Annotated in this window: 16 protein-coding genes; all 16 read right to left on the bottom strand. The window is 68.6% G+C overall.

Translation table 11 applies throughout. The features are described from left to right. The gene (locus C8P69_RS01365) at window positions 1-1,683 is read right to left on the bottom strand and encodes an efflux RND transporter periplasmic adaptor subunit (RefSeq protein WP_108174063.1); all 1,683 of its coding nucleotides are present in this window, start codon (window positions 1,681-1,683) and stop codon (window positions 1-3) included. Window positions 1,684-1,740: 57 nt separating this feature from the next. Further along, complete coding sequence (locus C8P69_RS01360) at window positions 1,741-2,118, bottom strand: hypothetical protein (protein WP_146167258.1); 378 nt, start codon at window positions 2,116-2,118, stop codon at window positions 1,741-1,743. 143 nt (window positions 2,119-2,261) lie between these two features. After that, window positions 2,262-2,654, bottom strand: a complete 393-nt coding sequence (locus C8P69_RS01355; protein WP_108174061.1) for a DUF4149 domain-containing protein — start codon at window positions 2,652-2,654, stop codon at window positions 2,262-2,264. Between the two features lies 1 nt (window position 2,655). Next, window positions 2,656-3,465 (bottom strand): methyltransferase family protein, encoded by an 810-nt coding sequence (locus C8P69_RS01350; RefSeq protein WP_245901823.1) that lies wholly within the window; start codon window positions 3,463-3,465, stop codon window positions 2,656-2,658. Between the two features lie 259 nt (window positions 3,466-3,724). Further along, window positions 3,725-4,597, bottom strand: coding sequence for a sn-glycerol-3-phosphate ABC transporter permease UgpE (gene ugpE / locus C8P69_RS01345; protein WP_108174060.1), 873 nt, complete (start codon window positions 4,595-4,597; stop codon window positions 3,725-3,727). Next, window positions 4,597-5,478 (bottom strand): sn-glycerol-3-phosphate ABC transporter permease UgpA, encoded by an 882-nt coding sequence (gene ugpA / locus C8P69_RS01340; protein ID WP_108174059.1) that lies wholly within the window; start codon window positions 5,476-5,478, stop codon window positions 4,597-4,599. Before ugpA ends, ugpE begins: the two co-directional genes overlap by 1 nt. Window positions 5,479-5,580: 102 nt before the next feature. Next, on the bottom strand, window positions 5,581-6,921 hold the full coding sequence (locus tag C8P69_RS01335) for an extracellular solute-binding protein (protein WP_108174058.1): 1,341 nt from the start codon (window positions 6,919-6,921) through the stop codon (window positions 5,581-5,583). A gap of 267 nt (window positions 6,922-7,188) precedes the next feature. Next, entirely contained in the window at window positions 7,189-8,100 is a 912-nt protein-coding gene (locus C8P69_RS01330) for a flagellin (protein WP_108174057.1), read from the bottom strand. A 12-nt stretch (window positions 8,101-8,112) separates the two neighbouring features. Beyond that, a complete protein-coding gene (gene flgK / locus C8P69_RS01325; protein ID WP_108174056.1) occupies window positions 8,113-9,855 on the bottom strand; it encodes a flagellar hook-associated protein FlgK in 1,743 nt (580 codons plus the stop codon). A 27-nt stretch (window positions 9,856-9,882) separates the two neighbouring features. Then, on the bottom strand, window positions 9,883-10,332 hold the full coding sequence (locus tag C8P69_RS01320; RefSeq protein ID WP_108174055.1) for a flagellar protein FlgN: 450 nt from the start codon (window positions 10,330-10,332) through the stop codon (window positions 9,883-9,885). Then, window positions 10,329-10,634, bottom strand: coding sequence for a hypothetical protein (locus C8P69_RS01315; RefSeq protein WP_108174054.1), 306 nt, complete (start codon window positions 10,632-10,634; stop codon window positions 10,329-10,331). Before C8P69_RS01315 ends, C8P69_RS01320 begins: the two co-directional genes overlap by 4 nt. Then, window positions 10,631-11,887 carry a flagellar hook protein FlgE gene (flgE, locus tag C8P69_RS01310; RefSeq protein ID WP_108174053.1) on the bottom strand — a complete coding sequence of 419 codons (1,257 nt, stop codon included), beginning with the start codon at window positions 11,885-11,887 and terminating at the stop codon, window positions 10,631-10,633. Before flgE ends, C8P69_RS01315 begins: the two co-directional genes overlap by 4 nt. 9 nt (window positions 11,888-11,896) lie before the next feature. Further along, window positions 11,897-12,202, bottom strand: coding sequence for a flagellar hook capping FlgD N-terminal domain-containing protein (locus C8P69_RS01305; RefSeq protein ID WP_108174052.1), 306 nt, complete (start codon window positions 12,200-12,202; stop codon window positions 11,897-11,899). A 215-nt stretch (window positions 12,203-12,417) separates the two neighbouring features. Then, entirely contained in the window at window positions 12,418-12,735 is a 318-nt protein-coding gene (locus C8P69_RS01300) for a hypothetical protein (protein WP_108174051.1), read from the bottom strand. Between the two features lie 140 nt (window positions 12,736-12,875). Continuing rightward, a complete protein-coding gene (locus tag C8P69_RS01295) occupies window positions 12,876-13,292 on the bottom strand; it encodes a flagellar export chaperone FliS (protein WP_245901822.1) in 417 nt (138 codons plus the stop codon). A gap of 8 nt (window positions 13,293-13,300) precedes the next feature. Continuing rightward, the gene (fliD, locus tag C8P69_RS01290; RefSeq protein WP_108174049.1) at window positions 13,301-15,061 is read right to left on the bottom strand and encodes a flagellar filament capping protein FliD; all 1,761 of its coding nucleotides are present in this window, start codon (window positions 15,059-15,061) and stop codon (window positions 13,301-13,303) included. Window positions 15,062-15,068: the final 7 nt, after the last annotated feature.

Genomic DNA, 15,068 nt, shown 5'->3' with positions numbered 1-15,068 from the left:
TCAGCGCACCTGGTTCACGAGCGGTGCGCCGCGCACGACTACGCGTTCGCCCGGCTCGATGCCGCCGGTGACCAGCACGCGCTCGGCATCGAGCGCCTCCATCCGCACCGGCCGGGGCACGAAGAGCTCGGCCTCGCGATGCTGGAAGACGACGCTCTGGCCGTTCGGCGCCTGGGTGACGCTGGCGCGCGGCAGGACGATGCCGCGGGCGGTCTGGCCGGTCTCGGCGATCACCGACAGCGGCGTGCCGATGTCCAGCGAGGCAGGTGCGTCGAGGATGGCGAACTGGAGCAGCGTCGACTGCTGCTGCAGCGACCGCGACCGGCCGATGAGCGAGAGCGCCACCACCCGTCCGTCGGGGAGCCGGGCCGTCGCGGCGCGGATCTCCGCGGCATTGACCTGGTCGAAGACCAGCGCCTCCACCCAGAGGGAGGCCGGGTCGATGATCTGGAACAGGACGTCGGACGGCGAGACGACCTGTCCGTTGGCGACCCGCACCTCGGCGATGACGCCGTCGGCGGGCGCCACCAGCGGCTCCGGCACGACCTTGCTCTGGCGCAGTTCGGCGCGGCGGCGCTCGAGGCCGCGGAGCTGGATCTCGGTCTCCTCGAGCGACTGGCGCGGCACGGCATTGCGCTCCGCCAGCACCCTCTGCCGGTCGAGACGCGACCGGTAGAGCGCGATCTGCTGGTCGAGGTCGCCCTCGGTCTGCTGCAGCGTGGCGGCGTCCACCGGCTGGAAGGACGGCTGCACATAGGCCAGCACATCGCCGGCCTTCACCGTCTGGCCGAGGCGCGGCAGGCCGCCCCCCGCCGTGGCAATGCGCCCGCCAAGGGTCGCCTGGACGAGGCCGGACCGGTTGGGATCGGGGATGACGCGGCCGGCAAAGCGGACGGTTCGCACCGCCTCGCGCGGCTGGACGATCTCGGTGCGGACCTCCAGGAGCCGCTGCGTCGGCTTGGGCAGAAAGATAGTCCCGTCGGCGCGGCGATGCGGGGCGTTGCCCTGGGTGGCGGCGGCGCCGCCGCCATGGTCGTGGCCCTCATGGGCAAGGCTCAGCGAGGTGGCCATGACCAGGATAGCGAGGGCGGCGAGGCCCATGGCGACGCGCGGCCGGGAGCGCAGGCCAATGCCGACGAGGAGCCCGAGGAGCAGCGGGCCGCCGGCGAGCAGCAGCGTCGGGCGCAGGCTCGCCAGCTCCTGCCGGATGCGCGCGAGCCGCCCCTCGCCCTCTGCGGCGGTGCCGGTTGCGGCCGGCGCGGGAATGGTCAGCGCGCCGACCAGCAGGTCGGAGGTGCCGCCGGCCTCGACCTCGGCGATGACCTCGACAAGGCCGGGGGCCCTGAGGATGGGCGAGGCGAGCTCGTAGGTGCCGTTGGGCTGGGGCTCGGCCTTCAGCGCGGTGCCGTTGAGGCTGATGGTGATCGTCGCGCCGGCGACCGGTTCGTTGGTGGCGAAGCGGTCGAGATAGACGACCAGGACCTCGCCCTCGACGATGCCGACGAGTTCAAAGGCATCGGACGAGGCGGTGACGCGCGGGCTTGCCGGCGCCGTCGCTCCTGCGGGGGCCGGCCCATGGTCATGGCCGGGTCCGGCCAGGGCGAGGCTCGTGGTGATGACGATCGCGGCGACCATCGCGGCGGCAAGGCGCGCGATGCGAGAAAAAGGGCCAGAGGCCGGCATGGGAGAGGCTCCGATTGACGCGGGAAGGCGCGCGCCGCGAGGGCACGCGCAGGCGGGTCAAGCGGCGGAGCGTGGTGGTCGTTCGAGGCGGTCGAGCAGCGGGTCCGACAGGACCGGCACGGCGGGCGGGACCAGCACCGCAATCGCCCCCATCGGGGCAACGAAGCGGCTGGCGGTTTGCGGCAGGGCACAGCAGGGCGCGTGCTGGAGGCAGCAGTCGCCTGCCATCTTGCCGTCCGGTGATGCCGGTGCGTGGTCGTGCCCTGCCCCGCCCGGTGCGTCGACCACGGCATGGACATGCGCCGGGGCGTGGCCCGTGGCGGCGGCGGCCATGTCATGATGGTGCGGCATGATCAGGCCGAGCACCATCACCAGCACGACGAGCCATCGCGTGCAGCGCATCAGGGCAGAGGCTGGGCGGGCGAATTCGCTCACGGCATCCCACAAACAGGCAGCGCGCGACTCTTAGCGACGGCATGGTTCACCCGCAACCCTGACACGGTGACGCTGCCCGCGGTCTTGGGGGCGCGATCCCACGACGAAGGATCGCGTTGGCCCGTAGGCAACACAGGGCCGCTTCACGCGCCGAGTTGAACCAGCACCCAGCCAGCCGCGCCGATATGGGTGAGGGTGATGGCGACCGACAGGCCGTGGAGCAGCTTGAACCGGGACCGGTCCTGCGAATCTGTCGCCCGGTTGATGGCGGGCATCAGCACCTGGCGCGCGATGAGGACGGTGACGGCGATCAGCGCGAGGACGATGGCGAGCAGCGGCCTTGCCGGCGCGACCAGGGCCGCGCCCACCACGGAGGTGGCCAGGACGAACAGGTAGAAGTGCGGGAAGGCCTGGCGGATGACGGGACCGGCATCCTTTGGCGGCAGCACGTGGAAGATGAAGGCGGCGAAGCCGAACGAATAGAGGATCATGCCCCCGAACTGGAGAGCGGTGACGAGGAGGGCCATGGTCAGCATGTCAGGTCTCGGCTGGCGACGGTTTCGATGAGGGCGGCGGCCCTGCTGCGGCTGGATCGTGTCCGGCCCTGCCGTCCGGCGCAACGGGCGGGCGCGTCGTCCCGGACAGGCGCGGCAGCGCATAGGGCACGGAGGATCGATACGCCTCGAAGCGTGCGCCGTAGCGGGCGGCGAAGCGCCGTTCCTTCAGCTTCGGCGCCAGCAGGCAGTAGAGCGTGTAGGTGACGGCGATGACGAACTGGTCGGGGGTCCAGATCGGTACCGTCCAGAGGGTCAGGGCGAAGGCGACATAGATGGGCTGGCGGATGAAGCGGAACAGTCCGCCCGTCGGCAGGTCCGGATAGAGTGGCCTGCGGTTCGCCAGGAGCGACATCCAGCCCAGCGCGCCGGACTGGACTTCCGCACCGGCGTCAAAGCTCGCCTTGAGTAGCAGCAACCAGCTCGCGGCATAGGCGGCGCTGATCACGCCCAACAGCACGCCCTCCGCCCGCCACCAGATGACGCCGCTCGGGGTCCAGAGCGCGAACAGGAGGAGCAGCTGGACCGATGCGACGATGGCATAGGTCGTCGTGGACAGGGTCTGGCCATGGACCGGTATCGCCCGGTTCAGTAACCGGCCCCCGCGCTGGCTGAGCAGGAGCGAGTGGGTGATCGGGAACTGCAGGAGCAGCAGGCCATTGCAGAGATGGCTCCAGGGCGCCGGCACCTGGCCAAGGCTCATGCTCATGCCGAAGTACATGGCGACGATCATCGCCATCACCGCTGCCGCGAAGATGGCATGAACCACCAGGCCGAAGACGAGCGCGGTCACGATCCGCCCGCGGCCGGGTGGCGGACGGAGCGCCGGGGCCATCAGGGCCAACAGGCGATCGAACTGAGCCTTGGTATGGGAGGGCAAATCCGCTCTCGTTGATGCAACGGGCTGAACGGCACCTCATGCGGGATGGCCTGATGGTGCGAGGCCTCAAGCCTCGCACCGTGTACGCCGGCATGGCCAAAACAGATGCCGGGCGATCACGCAGACGCGGGGTCCTCCCGCCGGCCAGCGGACGTCGTTCCGCCGGGCCGCGTTACTTCTCGGTCTCGACGAGCCCCTTCACGAACCAGCGCTGCATCAGCACCACCACCAGTACCGGCGGCAACAGGGCGAGGATGGCGGTGGCCATGACCATGTTCCAGTCGGTCGGGCCGCCGGCCGAATCGATCATCTTGGACATGCCGATGACGATGGTCTGCATCCGCGCGTCGGTGCCGATGAGCAGCGGCCAGAGGTACTGGTTCCAGCCATAGAGGAAGAGGATGACGAAGAGCGCCGCGATATTCGTCACCGACAGTGGCAGGACGATGTCGCGGAAGAATTTCATCGGCCCGGCGCCGTCGATCTGGGCCGCCTCGACCAGCTCGTCCGGGATGGTCATGAAAAACTGCCGGAAGAGCAGCGTGGCGGTCGCCGAGGCAATCAGCGGGATGGTCAGGCCCGCATAAGAGTTCATCATGTTGAGGTTGGTGATGACCTGGATGGTCGGCACGATGCGCACCTCAACGGGGAGCATCAGGGTGATGAAGATCATCCAGAAGAAGGCCATGCGGAAGGGAAAGCGGAAGAACACCACCGCATAGGCCGACAGGATCGAGATGATGATCTTGCCCACCGCGATGGACAGGGCCATCACGGTGGAGTTCAGCATCATCTCCCAGACCGGCGGCGTCAGGATGCGCCCGGAGCGGCCGCCCTGCACCAATGCCTCGCCATAGTTGGCGACGGCCTGGTTGCCGGGCAGAAGCGGCATGGGCGCCTGGGCGATCTCGGGGTTGCTCAGGGTCGAGGCGACAAAGGCCACCCAGAGCGGGAAGGCCGTGATGGCGATTCCCACGGCAACGACGAGATGCGGAATGAGATTGTGGCGGCCCGGCTTCAGCGAGGGCAGGACGGGGCTGGTCATCAGTAGTGCACCCGTCGCTCGACATAGCGGAACTGGATGACGGTCAGGCCGATGACGATGACCATCAGGATCACGGCCTGGGCCGAGGAGCGGCCGAGGTCCTGGGCGATGAGCCCGTCGTACCAGGCCTTGTAGATCAGCACCTCCGTCGACTTGCCCGGCCCGCCCTGGGTGACGGCGTGGATGACGCCGAACGTGTCGAAGAAGGCATAGGTGATGTTGATCACCAGCAGGAAGAAGGTGGTGGGGGACAGCAGCGGGAAGACGATGGTCCAGAAGCGACGGACCTCGGTCGCCCCGTCGATGGCGGCGGCCTCAAGCAGCGATTTCGGGATCGACTGCAGGCCGGCGAGGAAGAACAGGAAATTGTAGCCGATCTGCTTCCAGGCCGAGGCGATGACAACGACGATCATGGCGTCCGTGCCGTCGATGCGCGGGTTCCAGTCGATGCCGAGGAACCGCAGCGGATAGGCGATGGTGCCGATCGAGGGCTGGAACAGGAACAGCCAGAGGGCGCCGGCAACGGCGGGGGCAATGGCATAGGGGATGACGAGGACTGTCCGGTAGGCGGTGGCGCCGCGCACCACGCGGTCGACCATGACGGCGAGCAGCAGGGCCGGGATCATCGCCAGCGCCGTGACGCCGAAGGAGAAGAGGAAGGTTCGCTGCAAGGTGGCGAGATAGGCCGGATCCTTCAGCACCGCCTCGAAATTCTCCAGCCCGACGAACTGGACCGAAAAGCCCAGCGGGTCCTGCAGCAGCGTCGACATCCAGATGGCCTGGCCGGCGGGCCAGAAGAAGAAGACCAGCGTGATGGCGATCTGCGGGGCGACCAGCAGGTAGGGCAGCAGCTTCTGGGGATAGACGACCTTGCGTTCCATGGGGGCCCCGGGACAGGCCGCTCGCGATGCGGCCGTCACGCCAAATAGAACCGCGGGGCGCCGGGCCTTGCAGCCGGACGCCCCGCGGCGGATCAGGATGGATCAGTTGGAGGCGCCGACCGCGCGCTCGAACTGGCGGAGGGCCTCGTTGCCGCGGCGAACCGCGTTGTCGAGGGCGGCCTGGGCGGTCTGCTGGCCCTGCAGGGCGCGCTCGACCTCCTCATGGTACATGTCGCGGATCTCCGTCCAGCGGCCGAAGCGGTAGCCCGACGAATTGGCGGTCGGGGTGCCGCGGGTCAGCTGCAGGATCGGAGCGTCGCGGCCCGGGTTCTGCTGGAAGAAGCCCTCGGCCTGCATCGCCTGGAAGGCGGCATTGGTGGCGGGCAGGAAGCCGGTCGCCTTGGCGAAGCGGACATAGATTTCCGGACGGGCGAGGAAGGCCAGGAACTGGGCCACGCCGCGGAGCTCCTCGGCCGAGCGGTTCGGGGCGTTGAACACCCAGAGCGAGGCGCCGCCGACGATGGAGTTCTTGGGCTCGGCGATCACGTCCGGCCAGAACGGCATGGCGGCCACCGAGAAGGAGGCCTTCAGGTCGCGGGCGATGGCCGCATGGCCGCCCGAGGACTGGATGAGCATGCCGCAGGTGCCGGCGACGAAGAGCGCGTTGGCGTCGTTGGAGCGGCCGCCATACTGGAAGGCCTTGTTGCGCGAAGCGTCGACCAGGGTCTGGACCATGCGGACGCGGGCCGCGTCGTTGAAGTTCAGCACCGCATTGAGGCCGCCGCGGCCGTTGGCCTCGGTGGAGAGCGGCAGGTCGTGCAGGGCCGAGTACTGCTCGAGCATCGTCCAGGCGAGCCAGGTCGTGGTGAAGCCGCATTCGGCGGCGTTGCGCTCACGGATCTGATTGGCGGCGGCGATCACCTCGGGCCAGGTGCGCGGCGGCTTGGACGGGTCGAGGCCGGCGCGGGTGAAGATGTCGTTGTTGATGAACATCACCGCCGTGGAGACGTTGAAGGGCAGCGAGTTCATCGTGCCGTCGGGGCGAGAATAGTAGCCGCGGGCCGGGCCGATGAAGGCGGCCGGGTCGAACTGCACGCCGGCGCGCTGCATGACCTCGGAGACCGGGATGGTCGCGCGCGGCAGGGCGAACATGTCACCGGTGCCGGCATCGAACATCTGCATGATGTGGGGCGGGTTGCCGGCGCGGAAGGCGGCGAAGGCCGCGGCGCGCTGCTCGGGATACTGGCCGCGGAACTCGACCTTGGCCTCGAACTGGGTCTGGCTGGCGTTGAACTCCTGCGCATAGCGCATGATTTCTTCCTGAGCCGGCCCGGTGACGCCGATCCACATGGTGATCGGGGTGCGCGCCTGCTGGGCGAGCGCAGGTGCCGTGGCGAGGCCAGCGACCGCCGCGGCGGCGAGGAGAAGACGGCGTGTGGGCATGGACAGTCTCCCGGTGGAAGGGTGGGCGCCAATGTGGCGATGGGCCCTTCTCAAGACCCAGCACGACAGAAGGGCGACGGTTTAATGACGACAGGATGACAGGCGTCGCACAAGAGCCGGAGCTCGCCGGAGCGGCCGCGGCCCATGCCGCAAACGGCTGCCTTATGAAGACCTTAGCGCTCGGTCGCAGGAGGACAGGACATCATGTCGCAAGCCCCGGCGCGGGCTGTGGCCGCCGCCGCGGATCACGCACCGCCCTGCCCCGCGTCAGCGCAGATAGTCGAGGAGGGAGAGGCCCTGAACCTTGCCGACCGCCGCATAGGAGGCCTGGAGCTGGGTCTCGTAGGCGGTCAGCTGCACCGTGACCGCCGCGACATCGACGCCCGTCAGCCCGGTCAGCTGGTTCGCGACGAAGTCCTGGTAGTCCTGCTGGCTCGTGGCGGCGCGTTCGAGCGCCGCGGAGCTGATCGACAGGCGCGACTGCACCGCCGTCACGGCATCGAGGGCCGAGACGAGGTCGGCCGACATGGCCTCAAGGTCGCTGTCGCTGGTGGTGCCGTCGACCATAGACAAGGCCTGGACGGCTCGCAACATCCGCTCGAAGGCCGGATCAGCGGCCGTCACGCCATAGGCGATCGTGCGATCGGCCGAGACCTGCACGGAGGCGATCGTCCCGTTGCCCTTGTAGTAGCTCGTGTCGGCGACGGTGGGGTCGGCCGGGGCATAGCCGTCGATATCGACGGGTGCGCTGGTGGTCGCGCTGCCGCCGAAGAGGTAGCGCCCCTCGTAGCGGACATTGAGGAGGCCGGCGAGGTCCTCAAGGGCGGAGGACGCGGCCGCGGCGAGGTCCGACGCCGATGTGTCGGTGCGGTCGGTGCTGAGCGCCGAGGTGACCTGCGCGCGCAGGTCCGTCACCCGGTCGGTCATGGTGGAGACCTGGTCGACCATGACCTGGACGCGAGCATTGGCCTCGGTCGCGGCGCTCCCGTAGAGCTTGGACCGGGCGGTGGAGATTTCGAGATCGAGCACCTTTCCGGCAGCGGCGCCGAGCCCGCCATAGTCGGTCGAGACCTGGCCCGTCGCCTGCTGGATCTGCATCTGCGCCATCTTCGCCTGGGTGCGCAGCGAAGCGGACAGCATCCGCTCGTTCATGGCGAAGGTTGCGACCCGCATGGCCATGGCGCGCCTCCGTCAGGTCGACTGCGCCGCGCTGAGCAGCGCGTCGAACATGGAGTTCAGCACCTGGAGGAGCTGGGCGGCGGTCGAGTATTGCTGCTCCAGCTCGCTCAGCCGGGCGGTTTCCTCGTCGAGGTTGACGCCGGTCTGGGAGGCGAACTGGTCGGCAAGTGTCTGCTTCACCGTCTCCTTGGCAGTGAGACCCGTGCTCGCGGAACTCGCAATGCTCGCGGCATCGGCGACGATGCGCGCTGCGTAGTCCGCGACGCTTTCGGTCGCCCCCGCGAGCCGCCCGGCGGCGGCGAAGCTCGTGTCCTCGCCGAGGGCCGTGCCGAGCGCAGCCGCAATGGCGCTCTCGCCGCTGCCGATCACCTTCGCCCCGGTGGTGAGGCTCGTGGCCGTGCTGAGGCCGCCGGTGGCGAGTTTGCCGGGATCCGCGAGAATGTCGGCGCGCAGGCGGATGTCGCTCGCCCCGCTCCCGGTCAACAGGTCGTTGAGACCGAAATAGCTGGAAACACCCTCCGCCTTCGCACCAACCGCCGCGCCGATATCGGCCAGGCTGACGCCCGAGGTGCCGTCCTCGGAGGCGATCACCAGCCGCCCTTCACCGGTGATCGTGGCGGAGACGCCGTTCAGACCATCGATGGCGAAGACGAGGTCGCCGACGGTCGCATAGGAGGACAGGTCGAGATCCGCATAGGAGCCGAGGGCACCGGCGCTGTCGGTCAGGGCGACGCGCAGGGTTCCACTGGCCGAGAGCGCATCCGTCGCAGCGACCGTCGTCGAGCCGGTGAGGCTCGCCGGGGCTGGCACCGAGCTGCCGGCGTTGTAGGCGGCGTTGAGCCCGTCGATGAGACCGGCGGCGAGAGCGTCCAGCGCGTCCTGGCTGTCGGGGAGCGTCTTGTCCCGCAGGGTGAGGAGCCCGCCAATGGTGCCGGAGCCGATCTGGCCGGTAATGTCCTTGCCATCGACCGTGATGCCCGAGAAGACCGTATCGGCTGTGACCGCGGTGGCCTCGCTGTAGCTGAGGGTGTGGGCGCGGGTGTCGAGCAGGGTCGTGCCGCCGGTCGTGTAGACGCGCAGCTGGTTGTCGGAATTGACGTAGTAGGACACGTCCATCTGCGCCGCGACGGCCTGCAGCGCGGTGTTGCGCCGGTCCTCGAGGTCGGCGGTCGGCTGGCCACGCGCGGTGGCCGCGGCGATCTGGGCGTTGAGGTCGGCCAGGGTCTTCAGCTGGTCGTTGACCGTGGTAACGGCATCGGCAATGCCGCCATCGGCATCGGCCCGCAGGCCCTGGATGCCCGAGGCGGTCTCCCGCACCTGGCCGAGCACGTCGTCGAGGGCGCTCACCGCCTGGGCCTTCAGCGTCTCGCTCTCCGGGGTGCCGGCCAGCGACGAGATGGCGGATTCCAGCGTGACGAGGCTGTTGGCGAGCGAGTTGCCGCCATCGGAACTCCCCGTCGTCGATCCGTAGAGCGCTTGAAGGCTTTCGGTGAACTGCGCCATCACATCGGCGGCGCCGAACTCGCTCGCCGCCGACACCAGGTCCTTAAGCAGGTACTTGTCGACGTCCGAACTGATGGCGGAAATGGTGACACCCGTCCCGACGCCGCCGGTGACCACGGCGGACTGGGTCGCGGTCTTGCGCGTGTAGCCGTCGGTATCCGCATTGGCGACATTCGCCGATGTCACGCTCATCTGGAACTGCGCCGCGGTAAGCGACGAGGTGGCGATGCTGCGGATGGACGACAGGGACACGGGTGTCCTCCCTCGGCGGGGCGGCGGTCAGGCGATGCGGCCAACCATGCCCGCATGGGTGGCGCGGGCGGCGGCGGCGACCCGGCCATTGGCCTGGTAGGCCCCGCGCTCGGCCATCTGGTCGCGCATTGCCCGCATGACGGCCTCGATGCGGCGGCGGCTTGCGAGGATCGCCGCCTCAAGGCGGGCGACGTTTTCCTCCATGGCCGTCTGGAGGTCGGCGCCGCGCCGACGCATCCAGGCGCAGAGCTCGGGATCGGCCGTCTCCAGCCGCAGCTTGCGCTGGCGCACCGCCAGCGTCCATTGCTCCAGCTCCGCGGCCAGGGAGGCCTTGCGCCCCACGACCTCGCTGAGCGAGGCCGGCAGGCCTTCCGCGAGCAGGGCGTTCTCCTCCTCGATGACCCCGACCATCGCATCGATCAGCGTGATGATGCGGATGACCATGGCGTCGACCTGTTCGGCGGTGAGGGCGTTCATGGCAACGATCCCCTGGAAAGAATGGGAAACCCGCCGCCGGGCGAGCGCAGGGCGGCGGTGCGGCGGTAGGCGTCGCCGGCACGGGACTTGGCGAGGAGGGTGTCGAGCTCGGCGCGAACCTTGAGGCGCGCGGCGCGCAGGTCGCGGAGCAGCAGGGCGAGATCGGCGGACAGCACCATCGCCTCGCGGCGCGCGGCCGGACCGGCGGCATGCGCCCTGCCCTCCCGCACCCGGCGCAGCAGGCGATCGAGCGCCTGGAGCAGCGGGTCCGCGGGCGGCGCTGAGGAGACCTGGCGGCTCATCGGACGGCCGAGATGAGGGTGTCGTACATCTTGTTGGCGGCCGACATGACCTGCGCCGCGGCCGAATAGGCCTGCTGCGCCGACATCATGTTGGAGAACTCGGTGCTGGTGTCGGAGGTGCTCGCCTCCAGCTTGCTGCCGAGCACATTGCCGGCGCCGTTGGCCCCGGCGACGTTGAGCGTGCCGCCGCCCGATTCCGAGCTCGCGCCATAGACGCCGCTGCCGAGGGCCGTGAGGCCGTCGGGATTGTTGAAGGTGGCGACGGCCACCTTGTAGATCGCGCGCTCCTTGCCGTTGTCGTAGCTGGCGTAGACCGTGCCGTCGGTGACCTTGATGCCGGTGAGGCTGCCGAAGCTGACCCCGTCCTGCTCGGTCTCCAGGCTGACGCTGAGCGTCTCGGCGCTGGTGGAGAGCTGCGACAGGCCCGACGACGTGCCGGCGGTCCCCATGTCGAGGCTGATCGAGCTGTCCGCCGCCCCGGTCGTCCAGGCGGTGATCGACAGGCTGGGCGGGCTCGGCGAGGTGCTGGCCAGCGTGCCATCGTCATTGAAGTTGATGGTGATGGCGCTGCCCGACACCGTGCCGAGCTGCGTCGTCCCGTCGGTGCTGGTGGGATTGCCGAAAGTGGCCGTCCAGGTGTTCTCGGCAGTCTTCGCCCAGGTCACGGTGGTCTTCGCCGCCGTGCCGAGGGAATCGTAGATCTCGACCTCGCTGGTGAAGGTCGCGCCCACCGCCGCCTCGGCCGGCAGGTTGGCCTGCATGCTTATCTCGGTCGTGGCGGCAGCGATGCTGGAGACGCTGTTGGTGTTGATCGACTGCAGCGCGCTCGCCGTCGTGCCCCCGGTCACGTTGCCGTCGGCATCGGTCGGCCAGCCCTGGAGATAGTACTCGCCGTTGGTGAGGTAGCCGCTCTCGTCGACGCTGAACTGGCCGTTGCGGGTGTAGGAGGTGTTGGTGCTGCCCGTGCCGGTGGTGACGACGAAGAAGCCGTTGCCGTCGATCGCCATGTTGGTCGAGGTCGTGCTGGAGGTCAGCAGACCCTGCATGGAGATGTTGGACAGCGTGCCGACCGCGACGCCGCCGGAGGAATAGGTGGAGGCCGAGGTGCCCGTCAGGAGGCTCTCGAAACTCGCGGAGACCGTCTTGTAGCCATAGGTGCTGGCATTGGCGATGTTGTCGGAGATCATCGCCAGGGCGGTGCTCTGCGCCGAGAGCGCCGACACCGCCGAGTTGAGCGCGCCGGAGAGGCTCATGGCGGCACCTCAGGCGCTGATGTCGAGCTTGGAGGCGATGCTCGACACGGTCGAGGACAGGCTCGACACCGTGTTGGAGAGCTCGGTGAGCGTCGAATTGGTCTGCGCCTGCTGGTCGTAGCTGGCGTAGGACATCATCTGGTTCATCAGCTCGCTGGTATCGGTGGTGTCGAGCGGGTTCTGGTTCTGCAGCTGCTCGACGAGGAGCGTCAGGAAATCGCTGCTGGAGAAGCTCGAGGAGCTCGACGAGGAGGTGGACGACGAGGAGGTCGTCGCGCTCGTGGAGGCGAGGGACGAGACGGAACTGATGCTCATGGCAAACCTCGACCGTTGCCCGCCTCGGTCACCGGAGGCGGGGGTTTCGTGGCGACGACGATGGGGTGGCGTCAGTCCTGAAACGGTCGGGACAGGAAAATCAGGCGCGGAAAATGCGCGCCGAACACGGCGAAAGCCGTGGAAAATCAGACGTTAACGAGAGGTTTCGAGGAGGGTCCGAAGCGGGACGGCAGCGCGCCCCGGGGATCCGCGCCTCAGCCGCCGAGCGGGCGGTGCGCCGGACGCGGCAGGGCGGCGCCCGTGGGCTCCGAAACGCTGGTCGGCGGGGACGAGACTTCGGGAAGGTCCTGGGCGAGGGCGGTTGCGACGATCCTCGCGGCCAGGCCGCGCGGCGCCGCGACCTTCGGCGTGGAGCCGATCAGGTCACGCAGGCGGCAGGCTTCTGCGAGAATGGCCGCGGCCGCAGGATCCGTCGACACCAGCGCCTCGCCGGCCAGCCGCTCGGCGACAGGCCAGCGCGCGAAGTCCGGTCCGAACCGGTCAACGGCATCCTGGAACTGCCAGCGCTCCATGGCTCTCGTCCCCGCGGCTCCCGGCAACAACCGGAGGCCCCAATGCGTATCGACATGTTGCAGCGCGTTTTCGCCTGCAACGGCGTGTATCGTGTTGTTAAGCGATACACGGGTGATTTGGCGAGTGGGATTTCACCGGCTCATTGCGACGAAGCGGGCCGCGTCACCATCTGGGCCTCTTCGGCCAGCGTCCGCATTCCCGCAACCGAGGCCCAGGCGTCGCGCAGCTCGGCAAGGCCGGCGGCGATCGCGGTGTAACGGGCGATGGCGTCCGGCCGGCCATAGGCGGCGTGCAGCGCGATGGTGTTCTTGGTGTAGGCGGTGAGCAGCGCGTCGGCGACATCGGGGCCGCGGTCGAAACGCAGGTTATGGCTCAGCCCCTGGAGCACGAGGCCGGCCTTGGCGATGGCGATGAAGCTGTCCTCGTGGCGCTTGGCCTCGGTCGCCTGGATGCCGCGGCGGATCTGCACCAGGGCCTCGTCGAACAGGCGGACGACGGCCACGAGCGGGTGGACACTGGTCGCGATCGAACGATAGGCGCCAATGGCCTGTGACATGCGGTGGGTCATGAGGAGCTGTTCCACTGGTCGAGCAGGGCGGTCAGGTAGTCCTGGGTGGATTCCGCCGTCGCGATCGCCGCCTGGTACTGGGCGTAGCGATTGGTCAGGTTGGTCCGGTAGGTCTCGGCCGCGGAGCGGATCGTGTCGCTCTTGGCCGTGAGGTCGTCGTTGGTGCTGTCGAGATTGTCGACGAGGGTCTGCAGCGTGCCGTCGCTGGTGTTCGCCAGGGCATCGGCGGCGTTGTAGAGCAGTTCGGCAATGCCCGTGCTGAAGCTGATGTCGATCGACTGGCTCTTGCTGCCGACATAGACGAAGGTGAAGCCCTCGTAGGGGCTCCCTTCCGCGCCGATGATGCGGGTGCCCGAGACGGTGAAGAGCGAGCTGTCGCCGTTGACGGAGGCCCCGGTCAGCGTGCCGTCCGCGGCGGTGGTGAGGGCCAGGGTGAAATCGGCCGGCGCCTCCTTGCCGCGGCTCAGCAGCATCACCTCGGAGGACGAGGCCTCCATCTGAAAGCTGAGCAGCGACTGGACGGCGTCGAGATCGTCGAGGAGCGCATCGTCGAGCGTGGTCTCGTCGAGCACGAGCTTGTTGTTCTCATCGAAGCTGAGGCCGAGCAGCGCCATGGCCTCGCTGCCGATGCGCTTGTTGAGCGCGTCATAGATGGACGAGTTGGCGCTGCGCAGGGTTCCGTCGCCGAACAGAACGGAATCGGAGGAGGCCGTGCCGCTGCTGGTCAGCGTCTGCTGCGAGACCGCGAAGTCGCGGAAGGCATTGTAGGCGTCGACGAGCGACTGGATGGCGGTCTTCACGCCGGAGACATCGGCCCCGACCTCGACGGAGATGGAGGTGTCGTCCGGCGTCGTCTGGTAGAGGCGGAAGGTCATGCCCTCGATGAGGTCGTCGATGTCGTTGGAGTCGCGGCTCACCTGCACGCCGTCGAGCGAGACGATCGCGTCCTTCGCCTCCTGCAGTTCGTCGGCGAAGGCTCCCTCGGCGTCGATCACGCCGAGCGAGGCCAGCACCCCGCCCTCCCCGTCGGTTGCGGCAATGGTCTTGCCGGTATCGACACTGGAGAGCACCAGGCGGTAGCTGTCCGAGGACACCTTGAGGACGGTCGCGCGCACCCCGCTCGTGTCGCTGTCGGCATTCACGGCCTCGGCGATCTCGGCGAGCGTCATGTCCTCGTCGATGGCGACGGACACGGCCTCGCCATCGTCGACGCCCAGCGTGAAGGTGCCGGACAGACCGAGCGCGGTGGTGCTGGAGGACTGGGCGCTGCCGGCGACCTTGTGGGCCTTGGCGAGCTGCAGGATCTTCAGGTCATAGGTGCCCTCCTCCGTGCCGCTCTCGACCGAGACGGAGAGCGAGGCGGAGGCGTCGACGTCGCCGACGGCGGTGAGATAGGCGGAGCGGTCGAGGAAGGCGTCGTCATCCCGGGCGGAGACACCGGACGGCGCGCGCAGGGCCTGGGCGGCGGTGCCGATATCCGAGAGCAGCGATTGCAGGCTCTGGTAGGCGGCGATCTTCGCCTCGTTCGACGTCACCTTGAGGTCGATGGAATCGGCGCGGGAGAGCTTGGCCTGCACGGCCGCCTCGATCAGCGCATCCCAGTCGATGTCGGAGCTGTCGGAGCTGCTGCTCGACGAGGCCGAACTCGTGGAGGAGCCTGACGAGGTCGAGCTGGTGGAGGACGTCGCCGACGCCGTCGAGCTCGTATAGGCGGACGACAGGAGGCTGGAGGTCGACGTGCTTGAGACGGTGGCCATCCTGCGC

The organism is Phreatobacter oligotrophus, from assembly GCF_003046185.1.
In the GTDB taxonomy this organism is placed as follows: Bacteria; Pseudomonadota; Alphaproteobacteria; order Rhizobiales; family Phreatobacteraceae; genus Phreatobacter; species Phreatobacter oligotrophus.
The sequence above is the reverse complement of the archived record's forward strand: the minus strand, read 5'-3'. Positions and strand labels throughout refer to the sequence as shown.